This window comes from Bradyrhizobium elkanii USDA 76 (assembly GCF_023278185.1).
Lineage (GTDB): Bacteria > Pseudomonadota > Alphaproteobacteria > Rhizobiales > Xanthobacteraceae > Bradyrhizobium > Bradyrhizobium elkanii.
The window spans coordinates 6,940,402-6,957,270 of the sequence record NZ_CP066356.1 but is presented as its reverse complement, the minus strand read 5'-3'; the positions used below and the strand labels follow the sequence as shown (position 1 = coordinate 6,957,270).

23 protein-coding genes are annotated in these 16,869 nt (G+C 59.1%); 15 read left to right on the top strand and 8 right to left on the bottom strand.

The genetic code is table 11. The features are described 5' to 3' along the window. Window positions 1-1,694: 1,694 nt before the first annotated feature. The 3 genes from JEY66_RS33350 (at window position 1,695) to JEY66_RS33340 (ending at window position 3,599) form a co-directional block, all read left to right on the top strand. Window positions 1,695-1,967 (top strand): hypothetical protein, encoded by a 273-nt coding sequence (locus tag JEY66_RS33350; protein ID WP_075969288.1) that lies wholly within the window; start codon window positions 1,695-1,697, stop codon window positions 1,965-1,967. Between the two features lie 245 nt (window positions 1,968-2,212). Beyond that, the gene (locus JEY66_RS33345) at window positions 2,213-2,386 is read left to right on the top strand and encodes a hypothetical protein (RefSeq protein WP_018270264.1); all 174 of its coding nucleotides are present in this window, start codon (window positions 2,213-2,215) and stop codon (window positions 2,384-2,386) included. A 1,033-nt stretch (window positions 2,387-3,419) separates the two neighbouring features. After that, window positions 3,420-3,599 (top strand): hypothetical protein, encoded by a 180-nt coding sequence (locus tag JEY66_RS33340; RefSeq protein ID WP_016843164.1) that lies wholly within the window; start codon window positions 3,420-3,422, stop codon window positions 3,597-3,599. 332 nt (window positions 3,600-3,931) lie between these two features. On the opposite strand, the gene JEY66_RS33335 is transcribed toward JEY66_RS33340, so the two are convergent. Continuing rightward, window positions 3,932-4,144 (bottom strand): hypothetical protein, encoded by a 213-nt coding sequence (locus JEY66_RS33335; RefSeq protein ID WP_018270266.1) that lies wholly within the window; start codon window positions 4,142-4,144, stop codon window positions 3,932-3,934. A gap of 62 nt (window positions 4,145-4,206) precedes the next feature. On the opposite strand from JEY66_RS33335, the gene JEY66_RS33330 reads away from it, so the two are divergent. The 3 genes from JEY66_RS33330 to JEY66_RS45505 all read left to right on the top strand — a co-directional run bounded on the left by JEY66_RS33330 (window position 4,207) and on the right by JEY66_RS45505 (window position 5,204). Further along, entirely contained in the window at window positions 4,207-4,476 is a 270-nt protein-coding gene (locus JEY66_RS33330) for a hypothetical protein (RefSeq protein ID WP_141382062.1), read from the top strand. A 23-nt stretch (window positions 4,477-4,499) separates the two neighbouring features. Further along, window positions 4,500-4,658 carry a sigma factor-like helix-turn-helix DNA-binding protein gene (locus JEY66_RS33325; RefSeq protein ID WP_018270267.1) on the top strand — a complete coding sequence of 53 codons (159 nt, stop codon included), beginning with the start codon at window positions 4,500-4,502 and terminating at the stop codon, window positions 4,656-4,658. A 321-nt stretch (window positions 4,659-4,979) separates the two neighbouring features. Then, complete coding sequence (locus tag JEY66_RS45505) at window positions 4,980-5,204, top strand: Lar family restriction alleviation protein (RefSeq protein ID WP_080650327.1); 225 nt, start codon at window positions 4,980-4,982, stop codon at window positions 5,202-5,204. Between the two features lie 526 nt (window positions 5,205-5,730). Here JEY66_RS45505 and JEY66_RS33320 read toward each other — a convergent pair. The 4 genes from JEY66_RS33320 to JEY66_RS33310 all read right to left on the bottom strand — a co-directional run bounded on the left by JEY66_RS33320 (window position 5,731) and on the right by JEY66_RS33310 (window position 7,246). Then, window positions 5,731-5,910 carry a hypothetical protein gene (locus JEY66_RS33320; RefSeq protein ID WP_080650328.1) on the bottom strand — a complete coding sequence of 60 codons (180 nt, stop codon included), beginning with the start codon at window positions 5,908-5,910 and terminating at the stop codon, window positions 5,731-5,733. 39 nt (window positions 5,911-5,949) lie between these two features. Further along, window positions 5,950-6,150, bottom strand: a complete 201-nt coding sequence (locus JEY66_RS33315) for a hypothetical protein (RefSeq protein WP_141382060.1) — start codon at window positions 6,148-6,150, stop codon at window positions 5,950-5,952. A gap of 256 nt (window positions 6,151-6,406) precedes the next feature. Continuing rightward, a complete protein-coding gene (locus JEY66_RS45200; protein WP_018270270.1) occupies window positions 6,407-6,529 on the bottom strand; it encodes a hypothetical protein in 123 nt (40 codons plus the stop codon). Window positions 6,530-6,922: 393 nt separating this feature from the next. After that, entirely contained in the window at window positions 6,923-7,246 is a 324-nt protein-coding gene (locus JEY66_RS33310) for a hypothetical protein (protein WP_141382058.1), read from the bottom strand. Window positions 7,247-8,170: 924 nt separating this feature from the next. Here JEY66_RS33310 and rpoH point away from each other — a divergent pair. From rpoH to JEY66_RS33270, 8 genes are all read left to right on the top strand, one after another. Further along, a complete protein-coding gene (gene rpoH, locus JEY66_RS33300) occupies window positions 8,171-9,061 on the top strand; it encodes an RNA polymerase sigma factor RpoH (protein WP_041482753.1) in 891 nt (296 codons plus the stop codon). Between the two features lie 562 nt (window positions 9,062-9,623). Continuing rightward, on the top strand, window positions 9,624-9,938 hold the full coding sequence (gene groES, locus JEY66_RS33295) for a co-chaperone GroES (protein ID WP_018270273.1): 315 nt from the start codon (window positions 9,624-9,626) through the stop codon (window positions 9,936-9,938). 55 nt (window positions 9,939-9,993) lie between these two features. Next, window positions 9,994-11,616 carry a chaperonin GroEL gene (groL, locus tag JEY66_RS33290; RefSeq protein WP_018270274.1) on the top strand — a complete coding sequence of 541 codons (1,623 nt, stop codon included), beginning with the start codon at window positions 9,994-9,996 and terminating at the stop codon, window positions 11,614-11,616. Window positions 11,617-11,813: 197 nt separating this feature from the next. Then, window positions 11,814-12,146 (top strand): hypothetical protein, encoded by a 333-nt coding sequence (locus JEY66_RS33285; RefSeq protein ID WP_141382056.1) that lies wholly within the window; start codon window positions 11,814-11,816, stop codon window positions 12,144-12,146. A 532-nt stretch (window positions 12,147-12,678) separates the two neighbouring features. After that, window positions 12,679-13,134, top strand: a complete 456-nt coding sequence (locus JEY66_RS33280) for an Hsp20 family protein (RefSeq protein WP_026192409.1) — start codon at window positions 12,679-12,681, stop codon at window positions 13,132-13,134. 138 nt (window positions 13,135-13,272) lie between these two features. Further along, complete coding sequence (locus JEY66_RS33275) at window positions 13,273-13,608, top strand: hypothetical protein (protein WP_018270278.1); 336 nt, start codon at window positions 13,273-13,275, stop codon at window positions 13,606-13,608. Then, window positions 13,605-13,727 carry a hypothetical protein gene (locus JEY66_RS45195; RefSeq protein ID WP_259171304.1) on the top strand — a complete coding sequence of 41 codons (123 nt, stop codon included), beginning with the start codon at window positions 13,605-13,607 and terminating at the stop codon, window positions 13,725-13,727. The genes JEY66_RS33275 and JEY66_RS45195 overlap by 4 nt, the downstream gene beginning before the upstream one ends. A 1-nt stretch (window position 13,728) precedes the next feature. After that, on the top strand, window positions 13,729-14,826 hold the full coding sequence (locus JEY66_RS33270; RefSeq protein WP_041482621.1) for a trypsin-like peptidase domain-containing protein: 1,098 nt from the start codon (window positions 13,729-13,731) through the stop codon (window positions 14,824-14,826). Between the two features lie 88 nt (window positions 14,827-14,914). Here the strand turns inward: JEY66_RS33270 and greA are convergent, their stop codons facing one another. Further along, entirely contained in the window at window positions 14,915-15,394 is a 480-nt protein-coding gene (gene greA, locus JEY66_RS33265; RefSeq protein WP_026192411.1) for a transcription elongation factor GreA, read from the bottom strand. 246 nt (window positions 15,395-15,640) lie between these two features. On the opposite strand from greA, the gene JEY66_RS33260 reads away from it, so the two are divergent. Continuing rightward, window positions 15,641-16,072 carry a response regulator gene (locus JEY66_RS33260; RefSeq protein ID WP_018270281.1) on the top strand — a complete coding sequence of 144 codons (432 nt, stop codon included), beginning with the start codon at window positions 15,641-15,643 and terminating at the stop codon, window positions 16,070-16,072. Here JEY66_RS33260 and JEY66_RS33255 read toward each other — a convergent pair. Together JEY66_RS33255 and JEY66_RS33250 are read right to left on the bottom strand one after the other, a co-directional pair. Next, a complete protein-coding gene (locus JEY66_RS33255) occupies window positions 16,047-16,241 on the bottom strand; it encodes a hypothetical protein (RefSeq protein ID WP_035633041.1) in 195 nt (64 codons plus the stop codon). The two genes, JEY66_RS33260 and JEY66_RS33255, sit on opposite strands and share 26 nt — an antisense overlap. Window positions 16,242-16,311: 70 nt before the next feature. Continuing rightward, window positions 16,312-16,809: an Hsp20/alpha crystallin family protein gene (locus tag JEY66_RS33250; protein WP_018270282.1), complete on the bottom strand. Its 498-nt coding sequence runs from the start codon at window positions 16,807-16,809 to the stop codon at window positions 16,312-16,314. Between the last annotated feature and the right edge of the window lie 60 nt (window positions 16,810-16,869).

Here is a 16,869-nt window from a genome sequence, read left to right as displayed (position 1 = left end):
TTGCTACAGCTTGCCGGCCCACCGTCGCATACCAATCCGCAGCGAGGCCCCGTTGTGGGGTCCTACGGGGCCTCGCCTTGCACGGTAGGGGTTCTCAGCCTGGAGAGAGCTGAGACCCCAAGTGAAACTGTCTTCGGCAATCCCGTCAAGGGGCAGGAAAAAACGGCACTTTTGCTTTCCAAAGTTCACACGGGTTATTTCCGGAACCGGCGTCGTTTGCATTATCCGAGCAATAGGGCAGGCAATTTTTATTCCGTATTCCTTCAGCCCTAAAACGACGACCGCTGCCTCTCGGTGGACAGCGGTTCGGGCGATCCGGCCTGGCGCCAGCATGATCCGGATGCTGGGGCCTTTTTGTGAATAGGAACGAAGCGCATGCCGCGGCATCGGCCGCCTGTTCGGTGCCGCACCGCTACTGGCACTGAGACGCCCAGCCTCACACTGGCTCCAGCTTCGCAGTTGGGGCTCTTTCTTTTCGGCCAACAGGTCTTTGCCGACTTGGATTCGCTTGGCGTCGGATCGGCCTCAGCTACCTTCTCGCTGGGGCCGTTTCCTTCCGGGAACAAGCAGTAGCCCGCGAAGTTATCTCTCCACGATGGAGTGGGACTACTTAACGGCTTCGGTGCTCCCCAGTGCGCCGGGGCCGTTCGTTTCTAAGGTGGGACCATGTCGGAAGAAGGCCGCGATTGGACCTCATTATCGTTTTTCTCAGCATTGCCGGCGCAGTGCTGTTGTTTGACCTTATCTTCTAGCCCCTCTGTTGTCCATTCGAGGACTAGCCAATACGTCTTTGCCGGCTTCGTGGACTTATAGTAGGTGCCGCTTACGCGCTTCTGAGCCGGTCACGATCGACGGCGCATTCAATCCCGGCCTTCCATTCAGCGGGTGCGCCGCTCGATAAAGGGGCGACCCGCTCGCCAGGTCGCGAACCAGGCGGGGCCCGCTTTAGTTGGAAGCAGTGCGCCTGTGAAGCCGGGCTTCATTAAACCCGCTCGCGCGCCTGCGGAGCAAGGCTCACTTGGGGAACCACCTGCACGAGATCAATACGATGGCTAGCGTATCCAGCTCCATATTAACGGCGGGCGCCGGAAAGCTTTTCCCGACTGGAGGAAGCGCAGAAGTCAAGCCGCTCGTTTCATTGCTCACAAGACGCCGAAACTGCAGCCGATGCTGATGGGCCAAAGGTTTGATCACCATTGTGGATTGCAAGAGTTTAGAGGGCTTCGTCATACAGCTGCTATAAAATCATCATGCGTGAGTACGAGCGGCTTTTGGTCACTTGAGCTTGAGAACATGGCCGCGGGCCTGACCCGGGCCACAAGCGCGGCTACGCGGAGAAGACCGCCGCAATTTTCGACCGTTAGGTAAAGGATATTGTTGGATCAGGTGTTCCGCCGCAAGCTCCCTGAAGGAGACGCTGGGAAAGAGCGATGTTGATCTGCCGATCAAGGAGCTGCCGAAGGAAAGCCTCCGGTGGTCTGACGTCGCTCTCCCTCCCGAATAGGCGCCGCCGTTCTAGGCTTGCGAGATCGTCTGCGCGTCATGTCACCATGGCTCTCACCCTCTTTGGTCAACGAGTTACTTGAACTCGGCCCGGACGGTTCTAATTCAATGTATAGCCGAACCGAGCTTCGGCCAATTGGAGCATGATAAGAGGCAAGCGCGTAAGCGCTTAAGAAGTTGAGGAAAGGGACATGAGAAAGCTTGCTTTTGCAGTCGTCGCGGCGGCAACGCTCCTCATTGGAACGGTTGCGCCGGCTTCGGCCCATTGGCGTCACCATGGTTGGGGCGGTCCGGGTATTGGCCCCGGGCTTGCTCTCGGGCTGTTCGCTGGAACATTAGCGGCCGCCACCGCACCCCCGGTCTATTATGGACCGGTCTACGGCCCGCCACCCTACTACTACGGCCGCCCGTATCGGGTCGTCCGCTACTATCGGCCGGTTTATCCCTACTGGTACGGCTGGTGACGAGGAGAAGGCGCGGTTCCGGCCGGGCCTTCTGTCAATTCCCGCGATACGTCGCTCGCTGCGCGAGAGGAAACTCTCGCGCGCGAATTCATTTGCTCCCGCAAAAAGCGTGCTTCGCGCGTTCGGGGAGTATGTCGAGGGCGACGGCATGTGCTGGGTCGGTATCCCGTCGCCGGCGGCGGATTGCGACCTATCGCAGGATTCGGTCCGCCGGCGGCTTGCCTGGCTCGAGGAGATCGGCGCGATTGACCGCACTTGACGAGAACGGCCGCCGCAATGGCGATGGCCGCGGCAAGCGCACCACGGATCCGATCCAGCTGCCGGTCGATGCCGGTATCGCGGCGATCGAGGCGCGTGCTGCCGGTCGTGACGTCGACGAAAGCCAAGTAAACTCAACGGCGATTAGCCCTAGCTGCTAGCAAGGGCTAAAATCCAGTCCCGAAACGATTGGGACTGCGCTAGCCCTCGGCCAACGCTGGCAGCTGTGCGACCACCTAATCTCTGAACCTGAACCGGAAGATCCCCATAAATCCCCTCGGGGCGATTTCCGGAGATCACAAAACGATCGAAGAAGGCGAGACGGTCGAGTTCGCAGCGGCATTCCAGAGCTATGTCGACCATCCGGTCATGCGGCGACTTTTGCAGCGAAGTAGAAAATGTTTCTGGCCTGGTTCAGCGCTGGATATAAACGCGACTGTCGGGACGACGTTGCGGACCTTTGCGCTCGCCAGTGTCCGACGGCGTTAAACACCGTTTGATGAACGCACGAAACCGGCCTTACCGACAGCGCACCTAGCTATTCTGTCGGCGGGAACGGTTTGGAAGCATCAACCACCACTTCCGGCAACGCAAATGATCCGCGCATTTGGATTGATACATCAGCGCAGGTTACCGCGCGATCATCCAATACGAGCACGTCTTACCGCTGCTTTACGCGCGGATGGTTGGAGGGATAAAGCTGATGGGATTCGTAGAACGAAACAGCGTTGGTTGGATGGTTTGTCTGTGAGCAACCGGCGCCGATGGTGACCGAGCAGATCGTCGACGACCCGGCGGTGATTGGTTTTCTTAATCCGCCGGCTCCGGTGCCGTCCTCCTGCTACCGAACTCGGCTTGAAACGGGCCTTTTGACGAGCTCGGCACATGGGCCGCGGCTCAAGGTAGTGATCGCGGCGAATGCGAACGTCCAGGACGATTCGGATCTCGCGAACCGAAATCCGCCGCGTAGATTCTCTGGTCCAGCACATGATCGCGGTCGTCGGCCTCTCCGACGCACAAGTGGACCAGCTGCTAGTTCGGGCAAACGCCCCGTCTGACTGGGTCGCGGAACGAAAGCTAAATTGACTAATTTGAAGGTAGAAGCTCGATTTACTCTCCGCGTCGATGTGATTGACTACCTAGTTCAGAAGCGCGAAGCTCGCTGTCAGGGCGCTCGCGGGATTGTTTTCAATCATGAAGATGCTTACGGAATACTTGGAACGCGCCGTTGAGTTCGAGAAGTTAGCGGTCACTGAGCAGAATGGAGCGTTCAAGGCAGAGCTGTTAAAGCAAGCCTCGGCATACCGACATCTGGCAGAGATGCGTGCGGCGAAATATGGTTTGCCGAAACCAAGCCCTCCAGAAATCAAGTGAGACTACCTACGCTGGAGCCCATTAAAAAGGCCGGAAACGACGAAGCCGCCGACCATGCTGCGCTCGCCATAAAGGCGCTTCGCAAGGCAGCGACCGGACAGCCCGCCGTGCAGCTTGCGCGCCAGCTTTTTCGCGGCCTGCCTCGTAACGCCGCAAGACTTCGCCAGCGCCTTCAGGACCCCGGCTCTTGCTCCCGAAGACCCGGGGCATATTCTCGATCAGTTTGGAGCGGTCCCGGCCGGCACCTCGCTGGGGCCGTTTCGCTTCGGGGAACAAGCAGCAGTCCAACGACGTTGAGTAGCCACGTGGGACTACTTGCCGGCCTCAGCAGTCTAAGCTGGGGCCTTTTTTGTCAGGGGACGGTTTTCGCGAGTTGTAAACAGCTTCGCCAAAATCTCAGCCTGCTCTTTTGTCAGCTTCTCGGCGAACGCCCCGTTCTTTTCTATCTGAGCCGGCCCTTTGAGTTCGCTATCGTAGACCATCCAGCCGTTGCCACCCTGCCGAACGAGGAAACGTCCCCGCATCGGGCGTCCAATAAATTCCATCTGCAACCACCATCTGCGAAATACGAGCTTCGTCGATTAGCTCGAAGGATGGAGCGTCGGCATTGAACTATGTGAATCGTGACGATCAACTTTGGACAAGCACCACCTGGCTTCCGCGGCGAACTGAAAACGGCCCCAACCAGGGGGCCGCCAACCCGAGCGATACGGGTTTTCCTCCAGCAGTCGGGGGGCGCCTGAACAAGCTGGGGGCGGTGAGCCGACTCGTCGCCAAGCCGATCGTTCCTATCAACGAGGACCAGGATCATCGGAGATACGAGTATGAAATTGGACAGACGGCCAAAATCGAATCTGCAATCATCTTTGGCATCTGATGAGGAAATGATTCGGAGAAGCCATGCCGGTATGGTCGCACGAGGACGAACTGAGGTTATTGCAGTTGGCGCGAGAAACCGATCTGACGCAGCGCGAGATTGGTCAGAAGCTCGGGCGTTCGGAGTCGGCCGTAAACCTACGTCTAGCCATGCTAAGGAAGCGTGCCGCCGGGAATAAATAGGGCAACGTGAAACGGGAACCAGGCGGCCAACTGTGGGTTTTGGCGTGCAGGTAATCATGGCAACTCGCATCGGCGCGCGCCTCACTGCGCTGCTGCAAATGATTCGATGACGGACGTCACGCATTTGACTCCAGGTGGCTTCTATTGGGTCCTTGTGCGCTCAAGCACGAAGCATCCCGAGTGGCAGCCGGCGCGTTGCGCTACTTGCCAAGGCGACGGCGTGAAGTGGGACTTCATCGGCTTCAATAGCGACGTCGGTCATCATTTCGTCGAGGTCGTCGACATCGGCCCAGAACTATCATCCTAAACGCTCGTGTTAAAATGCCCAGGAAGACTAGCGACAGCCCTGCTATCGATCCGCTGCGCGGATTCCCCATTTCTGTACAACCGCTGCGGCCCTGTCCCTTCTGCGGCGGTTCGGAAGTTTGGATCCACAGCGACATTGACCCAAAATTTGTAGTCTGCAAGGAATGTTCAGCTTTCGGTCCCAATGCGCCGACCGTTAGGCAGGCGGCCGAGCGTTGGAACAAACGAACCACCCCCTAAAGCCGAAGAACGGCGGAAGCGATTACTCGCTGGGACCGTTCGGGAACAAAGTTGCAACCGCGGCGTTTCGCGACCGCTTGGTTTGAGTGGTTTCCTTGGCCCCAGCTTGTATCCCTCGCTGGGGCCTCTTTGCGCGCATCAGACAGGCCGTCCGAAATAGGAGTGGCCCCGACAACCTTGGGGGCCTGCGGAGGCCGATGTCGGGGCCACTTGCCAGTCCCGCGTCGGGATTTGGCCTCAGAATGATTCTACAAGTTTCTAGACCTCGCAAGTAGGATCCCCGCTGTCTCTGCGAAGAGGTCTTTGCTTGGCTGCAGCATCGTCACGAAAGTTCAGCTTTCGCGGTACCCAAGGTGCTGGGGCCTTTTCTATACGGCGTAGGAACGAACGTGGCCGAGTCTTGTTTATCGGACGCTCAGATGCCGCCACTGCCCCCCGACTGCATCTGGGCATCAGTAGTGGCCCCAGCCAGTCCCCTCGCTGGGGCCGTCTCTTTAGAGGAGCAAGGTCGACAACTGAAGCGGCCTTACTCCCCATTTTCTCGATGTGCCTTGATTTCTGCGCGCGCGCTGGCGCTGTCCTGGATGGATTTCCGCAGATCTGCCAGCTGCGCGTCCCGCTGATCGGCGAGCGTTTTTCGTTGTATGCGCAACGCTTGACTTTCGGCGATAGCAAGCTGGGAGCGCGCGAACAGTGGATCGATCATCGGCAAGCTGTACTACAGCGCCTAAGTTCCGGCCCTGTCTTAGGATACGTCCGATTTTCTATCGTTGATCCCGTATCTGCTTTCCTCTTTGGGAAAGGGCTCATGGGATTTTCGGCCCGCAAACGTATCCGGCACTGGATCATTGAGGAGTTTGAGCGAGTGCTCGATTAGCTCGCGTGCCTGACCGGCGAGCTTTTCAAACCACATTTGGTCAGGACGATAGTTGCGCTGTTCGGCCATAGCCGCGCTCCCTGTTGTGCAGGCGGGAGCGCTATCGGTCTCTCAGCCACCGACGCCTACGGGCAGAGCCTCGGCCGGTGATGAGGGTAAACTACCTCAGGACGTAACGGTTCAATATTGAACTTAATGCTTGGGTCGAAACGACAAATGCCGCGCGTTTGTAGGCGGCCTTACCTCAGTTGGTCCGCCTACTTAAGCGCACAGCGCGGCCAAGCGGTATAAGACTAGGCCGCGCACGTACATTTGAGGCGCGGCCCTAGTGCGCAATGAGAGCGGTCAGCAACAGCACTGCAATAAGCAAGGAACCGCCGAAAATCGCGATAGCGAGACAGACACGCGCCGGGATCGAATAGGGATCGAAATGGGGCTGTTCAAGCATGGCGCTCTCTTAAGCCTGCAGGCGGGGAGCGCGATCGGTCTCTCAGCCACCGGCGCCTACGGGCAGAGCCTTGGCCGGGATGTTTAGACAATGCTCCGGATAGCTAGAGGTTGCAAGGAACCTCTCAGCCTACTTGCGCAGCAGCACAACCGACAACTCAGGCGAACAGGTCTTTGCCCGGCTGCAGCATCCTCACGAACGTCCCGCCCCTTGGTGTACTGTAAGCCGGCCCAGTACTCGGCCGGCGTCGCCTTTGTCCTGGTAGATCATCGGATAGTTGATCGTCTCAATGTAGATCCGGTCGTCCTGGATCGGTTCAAAGGCGCGGGCGTGCTCCATGATCCGGCGGGCAGCCTTTCTCCGGGTCCGCCCAGCGCCGGTCTTCCTTCATCTTCATCGTCGAATTCCATCCCGCCTTTGTGCAGCATAGATGTGAGGGGTGTGAATCTGGCTTTCGGCGGGACGGGGGCTATCAAACGTCGCGCCGCAGGGACAGCGCATCAGCGACGACGGCAGTTGAGAAGGCAGCTTTTCGCCGCGGTCCCACATGGCCTGCTTGCGCGCGATCCAATCGCGATGATCGCGCCAGGCCTGGAAATTCGCTTTGGTTAGGGGCGGCAGCAACTCGCCCCATGCCACTTCGAACGCCGCGCGCGCTTCAGAAAGGTCGCGGCCGGGCCTCCGCTCGACCGGTCGCAGCCCGGATGAAAGCCGCATTCCATTCCCACTGATCGGCATGGTTCGGTGCGCCGGTGCGCAGCCCGATTGAGCCAACGACGACGTCGCTATAGAGGATGTTCCATTTCTGCCCGGCTGCGGCTCTGTCGCGCCGACGCATGAGCTCGGTCACGTCGCATCTCCGGTCGGGAAGCGCCGCCACAGCTGCAGCAGCTCCGCGGCCGGCCGCTTGCCCGCCGTACTGCACTTCACGTAGCGCAGGCGACCGGCGAGATCGCGCACATTGGTTGTCGGAACGTGGCGCAGCGCGGCTAGGCGCGACCGCGCGCGGTGTCTTGCACCGCGAGCAATTGATTTCGAGCCACGGATAGCCGGCTTGATGGCCTGGTCGATCGACGGCGATGCGTCGACCGGGCCCGCCGTCGGCGCAGATCTTTTTGTTCCAGCTCTGGCAGAGCAGATCGTCGGCCTCGCGGATGAGCGCCTCGCCGGCGGCGCAATCCATTTAAACTTAGCCGTGCCGCACCGCTACCCGACTTCGATAGGTATACGTCTCGCCCAAGGTTCGGAATGTCCCAAGTCTACGAGATGTTTGAAACCCTTGACGGATTGGGCACTCGGAAGCCGCCTGAGGCGTCGGGCTCCTCCTCCGCCTCATCGGGCAGCGGCAGTTTGGCTTCCGACGAATTGGCTAGCTGATACGGGGAACAACCCGCTGGTTTCGCAGTTCTTTTGGCGCCGCCGGCCTGAGTGTCGCTGGGCGCCTCATGGCCCAGCTAAGTCAGGCGACACGGCGGCTCGTACCATTTTGCTCCATGGAGGATTTGGATATGAAAACGACCCGTATTGTCGCTTGGCAGCCGATCAGCCTTACTCGCCTCGGTGGGGTCTCGCAGCTGCATCTTCCGTCTGGCCGCTCGTTAGAACTCAAGAGCGGCGATGGCTTCTGAGGGAGGGCAAGTCATGTCAATCAAGTCAGCACTCCCTGCCATCCATTCGGAAGCCGGGTTGTCTCGGTATCTGCAAGAGATCCGAAGCTTCCCGCTGCTCGATGCATCCGAAGAAGTGATGTATGCAAGGCGGCTTCGGGATTCTGGGGATCGCGAAGCTGCCTACCGTCTGGTGACGAGCCATCTGCGATTGGCCGCCAAGATCGCGCTGAAATATCGGCGCTATGGATTGCCCATCGCCGACCTCATCTCGGAAGCCAACGTCGGATTGATGCTGGCCGTCAGGCGGTTCGACCCTGAGAAGGGATTTCGCCTGGCGACTTATGCCGCTTGGTGGATCAAGGCGTCCGTACAGGAATTCGTCCTGCGATCATGGTCGCTCGTCAAGCTCGGCACAACCGCGGCGCAAAAAAAGCTGTTCTTTAACCTTCAAAAGTTGAAGAGACGCCTTGGTACGCCGGACGATGGCGAGCTTTCGCCGGAGCACGTGAAGCAGATCTCTGACCATCTTCAGGTCAAGCAAACCGACGTCGTCGAGATGAACGGGCGGATTCGTGGCGACATGACGCTGAATGTTCAACTCAGTGACGAGGAAGGCGAACAGTGGCAGGACAGGGTCGCAGATTCATCTCCTGATCCTGAAACCCTGCTCGTGGAGGCCGGAGACCGAGAACGGCAGAAGGCCGCACTCTCGGAGGCGCTGTGTGCGCTTTCTCCGCGAGAACGCACCATTGTCGAAGCCCGTTACATGGCAGATGAGCAAAGAACGCTTGACGATCTTGCCAATACCTTCGGTATTTCGCGTGAGCGTATCCGCCAGATCGAGCAGCGTGCGTTGCAGCGTATCAAGTCGACGCTGTGCGCACGCCTTCCGGAGCTTGCGGCTGCTTCAGCGAGCGCATAGTAGAAGCAGAACATAGAAACTGCTGGCCGGCTGCTGATCGATGAATCAGCAGCCGGTGCAGATATCAAGCACGATGGCTCCCGCCGAGAAAACACGGTCCTTGCGGCCGCCGGACTTTGTTCTTGCCCGGGGGCTGGCCGCTTTGATCACTGACAAGCTGCTTAACGGTGGCCTCGGAGCTTCGCACTGCTCGCGACGAATCCGCTTCTTTCGCCTGCAGCGAGATCACCATCCCGATTGGAGCAGCAAGTACCATTAAGCTCCGCATCTCTGGTTACCCTCCTTTCGACGATGCTCCAATTTGCCGCGCAGAGTTGTTCTGAAGCCGAGACAACGTCTCGGTTTGACGGTTTTCAATTCTCAAGGTGCGCTGAGCGTTTCCGGACGCAGGAGAATGCTCTCCGGTTACGAGCCGCGAGCAATATCGACGATCCGGCGTTCGCCGCAAAAATTTTCTTCCAACCTCTTGAAAGTGGAACCCTCGCTCCTAGGTGGATTTTTGCCCGGGGGCTGTTATGGACCCGGTTTTGGACATCGCTGAACCTACCTAAGGAGGATGTGCATGCATTTCCGTCCCTTGCACGATCGCGTGCTCGTGCGACGTCTCGACGCCGAAGAGAAAACCGCCGGCGGCATCATCATTCCAGACACAGCAAAGGAGAAGCCGCAGCAAGGCGAGATCGTTGCCACTGGCCCCGGTGCACGCAACGAACAAGGCCAGCTCGTTCAACTCGACGTCAAGCCCGGTGACCGTGTCCTGTTTGGCAAGTGGTCTGGTACCGAGGTCAAGATCGACGGCGAGGAATTCCTGATCATGAAGGAGAGCGACCTTTTGGGTGTCATCGACAAGGCTGGCGCCGTCAAGAAGGCAGCGTAGCGCTCACAGTCATAAGAGGAAAGCTGACAGTCATAAGAGGAAAGGAGAGATCAAAATGGCTGCCAAGGACGTAAAGTTCGCAACCGAGGCCCGAGAGCGCATGCTGCGGGGCGTCGACACTCTGGCAAACGCGGTGAAGGTCACACTCGGTCCGAAGGGGCGTAACGTCGTGATCGAGAAATCGTTCGGTGCGCCGCGCATCACCAAAGATGGCGTAACCGTCGCCAAAGAGATCGAACTGGAAGACAAGTTCGAGAACATGGGCGCGCAGATGGTGCGCGAGGTCGCCTCAAAGACGAGCGATGCAGCCGGCGACGGGACCACGACGGCGACCGTGCTCGCTCAGGCCATCTTCAAGGAGGGCAGCAAATCCGTCGCCGCCGGCATGAACCCGATGGACCTGAAGCGGGGGATTGACCTCGCTGTCGAGGCCATCGTGACCGATCTGAAATCCCACGCCAAGAAAATCACCGCCAATGACGAGATCGCCCAGGTCGGCACAATCTCCGCCAATGGTGATACCGAGATTGGCCGCTTCCTGGCCGACGCCATGAACAAGGTCGGTAATGAAGGCGTGATCACCGTCGAGGAGGCCAAGAGCCTGCACACCGAGCTCGAAGTGGTCGAGGGCATGCAGTTCGACCGCGGCTACATCTCGCCCTACTTCGTCACGAACCCCGAGAAGATGCGCGTCGAACTCGAGGATCCCTATGTTCTGATTCACGAGAAGAAGCTGTCCGGCTTGCAGACCATGCTGCCGCTGTTGGAGCAGATCGTCCAGTCCGGTAAGCCGCTCCTGATCATCGCGGAGGACATCGAAGGTGAAGCGCTTGCGACATTGGTCGTCAACAGACTGCGCGGCGGACTGAAGGTCGCGGCCGTCAAGGCGCCGGGCTTCGGCGACCGTCGCAAGGCCATGCTGGAGGACATCGCGATCCTGACCGGCGGCAATGTCATCAGCGAGGACCTCGGCATCAAGCTGGAAAACGTCACAGTGAAGATGCTCGGGCGCGCCAAGAAGGTCGTCATTGACAAGGACAACACCACCATTGTCGAGGGCGCGGGCGCCAAGAAGGATATCGAGGCGCGCGCCCAGCAAATCAGGCTCCAGATCGAGGAGACGACCTCCGACTATGATCGCGAAAAGCTGCAAGAGCGCCTCGCCAAGCTCGCCGGAGGCGTCGCAGTGATCCGTGTGGGTGGTGCGACGGAGGTCGAAGTCAAGGAACGCAAAGACCGTGTCGACGACGCGATGCATGCTACTCGAGCGGCGGTGGAGGAGGGGATTCTCCCCGGAGGCGGGGTTGCCCTCCTGCGTGCCCTCGAAGCGCTCAACGGCATCAAGACCGCGAACGCCGACCAGAAGGCCGGCATCGACATCGTTCGTCGCGCCATCCGGATGCCGGCTCGGCAGATCGTGCAGAACGCCGGCGAAGACGGCTCACTGGTTGTTGGCAAGCTTCTGGAGCACCAGAGTTACAATTGGGGCTTCAACGCGGCAACTGGCGAGTACGAGGATCTGGTGAAAGCCGGTGTGATCGATCCCGCAAAGGTCGTGCGCACCGCCTTGCAGGACGCTGCGTCGGTGGCCTCGCTGCTGATCACGACCGAGGCACTCGTGGCCGAGAAGCCGAAGAAGGCTGAACCAACTCCGGCCGCTCCCGCCATGGACTTCTGAACGAGAGAGCCCGGCCGATCAAGGCCGGGCTCCACCGATGAGAGGAGAGAAGACCGCTTCCAAAGATGGAGTGTCCCATGAACAAGTCTAATCGTCGTCGGCTCAGGATGAGGCAGGACACGATCCATTGGTTCATGTTCTCCCTGAGTTTTGTCACCATTGCCTGGATCTGTTTTCGAACGATGGGAGGAGTATAGATGCTGAGCTATCACCATACGTTCTCCGCCCGGACGGAGACCAACCGCAATCTGCGGCGAGGCCTGCTTGCTTTAGTAGGGGCCGGCGCAATGTCCCTGGCGGCCTTCGGTGCTTACGGCGTGGAAAGCCCGCGGGGAGCCGAGGCCACACAGGGTACCTTCACTGGATTGCCATTGCCGCCAATCCCGTATCTCGACACGATGCCGTGGCTGAAGTGGCAGCCTGCGGCGGCAACGATGAAGATCGACATCTTGCTGCCGCCGACCTCCGCGCCGCCCGGCATCTGGCCGCAGCCGTCGCCCCATCCCGCGGGACCGTTGGCAGCAAGCTGAACGTCAGTGAGCGGCCCGCGAAGGCCGCTCCCTACCTTACGCAATCTGGTCAAGAGCGGCACTCATGTCCGGGCTGAGTTCGGCGAGGCATTCCGTGCGCGGGAACTCCGATGCAACCTCAAGCAACAGTTGAGCTTACCGTCCGCGACTTCCTCATCCGAGGTTGTCTGAAGGTGATCGGTCACTACGAGCGCCTGCTCTCAACCGCGAGGAGCGAGCAAGAGCGCCAGCTCTATCAAGCCCGGATTGAGCGAGAGCAGCAAGTAGCAAGTAATGGATGATCTACGCCAGAGTGCTCTTGCGGATCGCGTGGCCGCCTAGTCACTGAGCCGCCAAGGGAGCCTCTTGAAGAAAAATGCGCATGCTCCTCTTGAACTCACGGACGTTAGTTCTAATTCGTTTCTCGACCGCGACTGCGGGTGTCGAGCGCCAGGCCGGGCTCGGCACGAGGCTGGACCGGGGTGTTCGACGATTATCGAAACTCCGATCCTGCCTTGCTTCGTATCCATATTGCTCTTTGGAGGACTTGGCTATGAGGACACTTGATTTTACGCCACTGTGGCGCACCAGCGTCGGCTTCAATCACTTGGCTGGCCTCATCGACGGCATGTCGCGCCGGCCGAATGAGGACAGCTATCCGCCATACAATATCGAGCGGTCCGGTGAGGATCACTATCGAATCACGCTGGCGGTGGCAGGCTTCGGTGCCAACGATATCTCCGTGACGGCCGAACAGAACGCTCTCACGATCGAAGGCAAGAAGTCCGACGGGGCTGCGCGCCGGTATCTCTACCAAGGTATTCCGGCGCGACCGTTCCGGAAAGTCTTTAGTCTGGCCGAGTACGTCCAGGTCAAGCAGGCATCCTTCCGGGACGGTCTCTTGACCATTGATCTCGTTCGAGAGATTCCGGAGGCGATGAAGCCGCGCAAGATCCAGATCGGTGCAACGGCTGCTTCGTCGCAAATTGAGCGGAAGAAGGCAGCTTAGGTAGCTTCGATCCGTGGACCGGCGATGTCATCGGACGTTCCTGACCGATCTCATCTCAACGTGGATGGCGCATCGACTACGCCGCCACCCAAATCACGAGCACCATCCCCTGGAAAGGAGTGAATAGGGAGGCGAGCCATGACTAACGTAAAAATCGACGGCGGCGATCTGCACCCATTCTTCCACCCCGCCGCTCACTACATTTCTCCGGCGGAAGTCCTGAATGACATGGAGCTCTCGACGCCTGAGAAGCGAATCATCCTGTCCTCGTGGGCGTCGGATATGTACGCCGTTGAATCCTGTCCCGGCATGCGGGAGGTCCCCGGAATGGGCCACGCTGTGAAGTTGGCCGACATAATGGCAGCGTTGCGGCTACTCGACAGAGACGGCGATGACGATCCGCCCGGTGGCGGTGGCGTCCCCATGCGGCTGCGGCGGCCCTGGGCCGCCGCACAGCGGAGGTCTCTGCGATGATCACGGGCGCTGTCCTAGGCATCGTGCTGCTCGGCCACGCCGCGGCGTTGTGGGCAATTCCGATCGTAGCATTGCAACGGGCGCGTCTGCCGCTGACTGGCGATTCCAAGGACAATTGAAATGTTAGGACGTCGAACAATATTGGCATGGCTCCTGCTTGTTGTGCTCTGCGTGTCTCATCCGGCAGTAGCTCAAGTGCCAGACCTGAAGACAGGTGGTTCTGTGCCAACATTGGCGCCGGTAGTTCGACAGGTGACACCCGCGGTCGTTAATATTTCCGTGCACGGCCGTATTCGTGAGGACAATCCGCTTTACCGCGACCCGTTCTTTCGTGAGTTTTTCGACATTCCCAAGCAGGTCGAGAAGGAAATCAATTCGACCGGTTCGGGAGTCATCGTCGATGCCAGGCGCGGCTATGTGTTGACCAACAATCATGTTGTCGAAGGCGCCTCGGTCGTTCGGATTACGACCAAGGACGGCCGGCAGTTAACTGCGAAGGTAATCGGGCGCGATGCGCCAACTGACGTTGCAGTGCTGCAGATCCAAGACCCTGCCGGCCTTCAGGCGCTTCCTTTCGGCGACAGTGATGCGCTTGAGGTCGGGGATTTCGTGCTCGCGATCGGCAATCCCTTTGGACTCGGCCAGACCGTCACGTCCGGGCTCGTCAGTGCGCTGGGTCGCACTGGCTTGAGCAAGGAAGGCTTTGAGGACTTCATCCAGACCGACGCTGCGATCAATCCGGGAAATTCCGGCGGCGCATTGGTGAATCTCCGCGGCGAATTGGTCGGCATCAACTCCGCAATCATTTCGCCGGGCGGAGGGAATGTCGGGATCGGTTTTGCAATTCCCGCGAATATGGCCCGGATCGTTATGGAGCAGATTGTAGATAAGGGACACGTTGAGCGAGGCCGCATTGGCGTTTCACTGCGCGAACTCCAACCGTCGACCAAACAAGGGCGCAACGAGGGCGCGGTGATCGCAGAGGTCGCGGCAGACTCTCCGGCTGCAAGGGCCGGCTTGCGGAAGGACGATATTGTTGTCATGGCAGACGACCGTCGGATCCGCAGCGCGTCGCAACTTCGTAACAAGATCGGCCTGGCGCGTGTCGGTCAAGATGTGAAGCTCACCATCGTGCGGGGCGGTCAAACCAGTTCCGCCGTCGTGAAAGTTGCTCCGCCTGTCCAGGCAAGCAGCACATCCACTCGCCTGCTGCATTGATGCAAAAGGTTCAAGACAATCTGGCCGGTCGACTGCCAAATTCATGCTCTGGCAGACGTATTGGCTCAAAAGCCCAGCCCCTCTGCTTTTAGGGCAGCCATCTTACTTGCTCAACTTTGTAACTCTTGTCACCGCCTGGCGTCTGGACGGCTACGACTGACCCTTTGGACCTGCCTATCAACGCCCGTGCGAGCGGGGAACTGAACGAGATCTTGCCTTTTGCCGGGTCGGCTTCCGCCTCGCCAACGATTTGGCAAATTCGCTCCTCGCCCGTATCCTGGTCCGTCAGTGTGACCGTCGCGCCGAATTTGATGGTCTCGCCGGAGAGCTTTGACACATCGATGATTTCTGCACGTGCAAGCTTGCTTTCTAACTCGGCGATGCGAGCTTCGTTGATCCTTTGCTCGCCCAACGCAGCCTGATATTCCGAATTCTCAATAAGGTTGGGCTCGTCGGCAATCGCTTGCTGAATGCGCTCGGCAAGCTGAGGCCGCTTGATTCTAGTGCGGTCGGCCAGTTCGTCGTTAAGGGCGGCATGACCGGCCGCAGTCATGGGGAGGGTTGGCATCAATTCGGACCGCCTTGTGAGAGCACCGCCCAGAGCCGAGAGCGGCCGCGGTCGCCTGCCGGGCCTACCTATCTCGGTACTATGGGCTGGCAACTATGCTGGCCTTTACCTGTTCCAAGGAGCGCCCGGTCCAAGGAGCCCGACAAGAGAACGGAACTTGGGTTGTCGCAGGTCTACGGGTTTGCCGTGCGAATATCGACCAGTGCAGTTGTATGAGGCGAAGATCGCCAATTGGGCACTCCTTGCATGGGCGCACGGGAGTGCATCCTTGCTGTGGACGACGACGCGAGCGTGCTCGAAACGACACGGAACATGCTTGACGATCTCGGATACCAGGCGATGGCGGCTGATAATCTGGATGCCGCGCTGTCGACCCTTTCTCATCAAGCAATCGATGTGGCGATTATTGATCTCGCGATGCCCGGCGGTTCTGGACTCAACGTCGGACTTGAGCTTCAACGGCAGCAGCCGGGCTTGCCGATCGTGTACTGCAGTGGCTATCCAAGTCTCATCGAAAAGCCTAGCAAACACATGAACGGCAGTCTGCTTCTCAGCAAGCCGTTTTTCTCCAAGGAACTCTCAGCCAAGCTGGAAGCGATGCTACGCACCAGCCGTCTGCTTGACTCGGACGCAGCGCCAAATCCGCGCGGACTCAATCAATACCGGTCCTCACCATAGCGCGCGCCAGCTCGAGCTCGCTGATAGCCTGGCGCAGCGAACGGCGGGCCGCGCTCTTATCTCCATTCGCACAGGCGACCTTCAGTTCCTCGATGTGTTGAGCCGCGATCTTTGCATGCGCAACAACATCCGCAGCGCCTGCAAAACTGGATTTCCGCTTTGTGTCCATGGTCGGGCACACCCCCGCCCGCTCTTATTGGAAATAGGACGGGAGCGGAGACCGCTCCCATCGATTTGTGTCATTTCGAGTTGATCGCAATACGCTTCACCTTGGATTCTGCTTGCGGCAGCTTTGGCATGGTGACAGTCAGAACTCCGTTCTTGAACGCAGCAGAGATCTTGTCCTGGTCCACGTCTTCGATCGGGATGCGCCGTTCAAATCTGCCGTAGTACCGCTCGCTGAACCGGCGATCCTTCTCCTCCGTCTCAGTCTTCTTCTCTCCCTTGATCGAGAGAACGCCATTGGCGAGCTCGATCTGGACGTCTTTCTCGTCGAGACCTGGCAACTCCGCCGTGACTTTCACGTCCTGGTCACTCTCGTTGACCTCGATGCTCGGCCAATTCATCGACTGCTCGAGAAAGCTGCCGCCAAATGGCGCGACATCGAAGCCGCGGAAGGCGTCATCGAATAGCCGGTTCATCTCCCGGTGCAGGGTTAGAACCGGATTGTAGTTTTCGGAGCGACGGGTGGTCAGATCACGACCGCGGCCCCAGGGGGTCAGATCGGTGATAGGCATGGATTTTCTCCTTTCTTTGTTCCAAAATTCGCGACGCGATAAAGCCTCGCCGCAAAATTC

Excerpts from the sequence above, each read along its gene's own strand:
- JEY66_RS33285 (WP_141382056.1), top strand. The coding sequence starts at position 11,814 with ATGCTGAGCTATCACCATACGTTCTCCGCCCGGACGGAGACCAACCGC.
- JEY66_RS33255 (WP_035633041.1), bottom strand. The coding sequence starts at position 16,241 with ATGGACACAAAGCGGAAATCCAGTTTTGCAGGCGCTGCGGATGTTGTT.
- JEY66_RS33280 (WP_026192409.1), top strand. The coding sequence starts at position 12,679 with ATGAGGACACTTGATTTTACGCCACTGTGGCGCACCAGCGTCGGCTTC.
- greA (WP_026192411.1), bottom strand. The coding sequence starts at position 15,394 with ATGCCAACCCTCCCCATGACTGCGGCCGGTCATGCCGCCCTTAACGAC.
- JEY66_RS33315 (WP_141382060.1), bottom strand. The coding sequence starts at position 6,150 with ATGGCCGAACAGCGCAACTATCGTCCTGACCAAATGTGGTTTGAAAAG.
- JEY66_RS45200 (WP_018270270.1), bottom strand. The coding sequence starts at position 6,529 with ATGCTTGAACAGCCCCATTTCGATCCCTATTCGATCCCGGCGCGTGTC.
- JEY66_RS45195 (WP_259171304.1), top strand. The coding sequence starts at position 13,605 with ATGATCACGGGCGCTGTCCTAGGCATCGTGCTGCTCGGCCACGCCGCG.
- JEY66_RS33340 (WP_016843164.1), top strand. The coding sequence starts at position 3,420 with ATGAAGATGCTTACGGAATACTTGGAACGCGCCGTTGAGTTCGAGAAG.
- JEY66_RS33335 (WP_018270266.1), bottom strand. The coding sequence starts at position 4,144 with ATGGAATTTATTGGACGCCCGATGCGGGGACGTTTCCTCGTTCGGCAG.
- JEY66_RS33250 (WP_018270282.1), bottom strand. The coding sequence starts at position 16,809 with ATGCCTATCACCGATCTGACCCCCTGGGGCCGCGGTCGTGATCTGACC.
- JEY66_RS33260 (WP_018270281.1), top strand. The coding sequence starts at position 15,641 with ATGGGCGCACGGGAGTGCATCCTTGCTGTGGACGACGACGCGAGCGTG.
- JEY66_RS33270 (WP_041482621.1), top strand. The coding sequence starts at position 13,729 with ATGTTAGGACGTCGAACAATATTGGCATGGCTCCTGCTTGTTGTGCTC.
- groL (WP_018270274.1), top strand. The coding sequence starts at position 9,994 with ATGGCTGCCAAGGACGTAAAGTTCGCAACCGAGGCCCGAGAGCGCATG.
- JEY66_RS33310 (WP_141382058.1), bottom strand. The coding sequence starts at position 7,246 with ATGCGGCTTTCATCCGGGCTGCGACCGGTCGAGCGGAGGCCCGGCCGC.
- JEY66_RS33275 (WP_018270278.1), top strand. The coding sequence starts at position 13,273 with ATGACTAACGTAAAAATCGACGGCGGCGATCTGCACCCATTCTTCCAC.
- JEY66_RS45505 (WP_080650327.1), top strand. The coding sequence starts at position 4,980 with ATGCCCAGGAAGACTAGCGACAGCCCTGCTATCGATCCGCTGCGCGGA.
- JEY66_RS33320 (WP_080650328.1), bottom strand. The coding sequence starts at position 5,910 with ATGATCGATCCACTGTTCGCGCGCTCCCAGCTTGCTATCGCCGAAAGT.
- groES (WP_018270273.1), top strand. The coding sequence starts at position 9,624 with ATGCATTTCCGTCCCTTGCACGATCGCGTGCTCGTGCGACGTCTCGAC.
- JEY66_RS33350 (WP_075969288.1), top strand. The coding sequence starts at position 1,695 with ATGAGAAAGCTTGCTTTTGCAGTCGTCGCGGCGGCAACGCTCCTCATT.
- rpoH (WP_041482753.1), top strand. The coding sequence starts at position 8,171 with ATGTCAATCAAGTCAGCACTCCCTGCCATCCATTCGGAAGCCGGGTTG.
- JEY66_RS33325 (WP_018270267.1), top strand. The coding sequence starts at position 4,500 with ATGCCGGTATGGTCGCACGAGGACGAACTGAGGTTATTGCAGTTGGCG.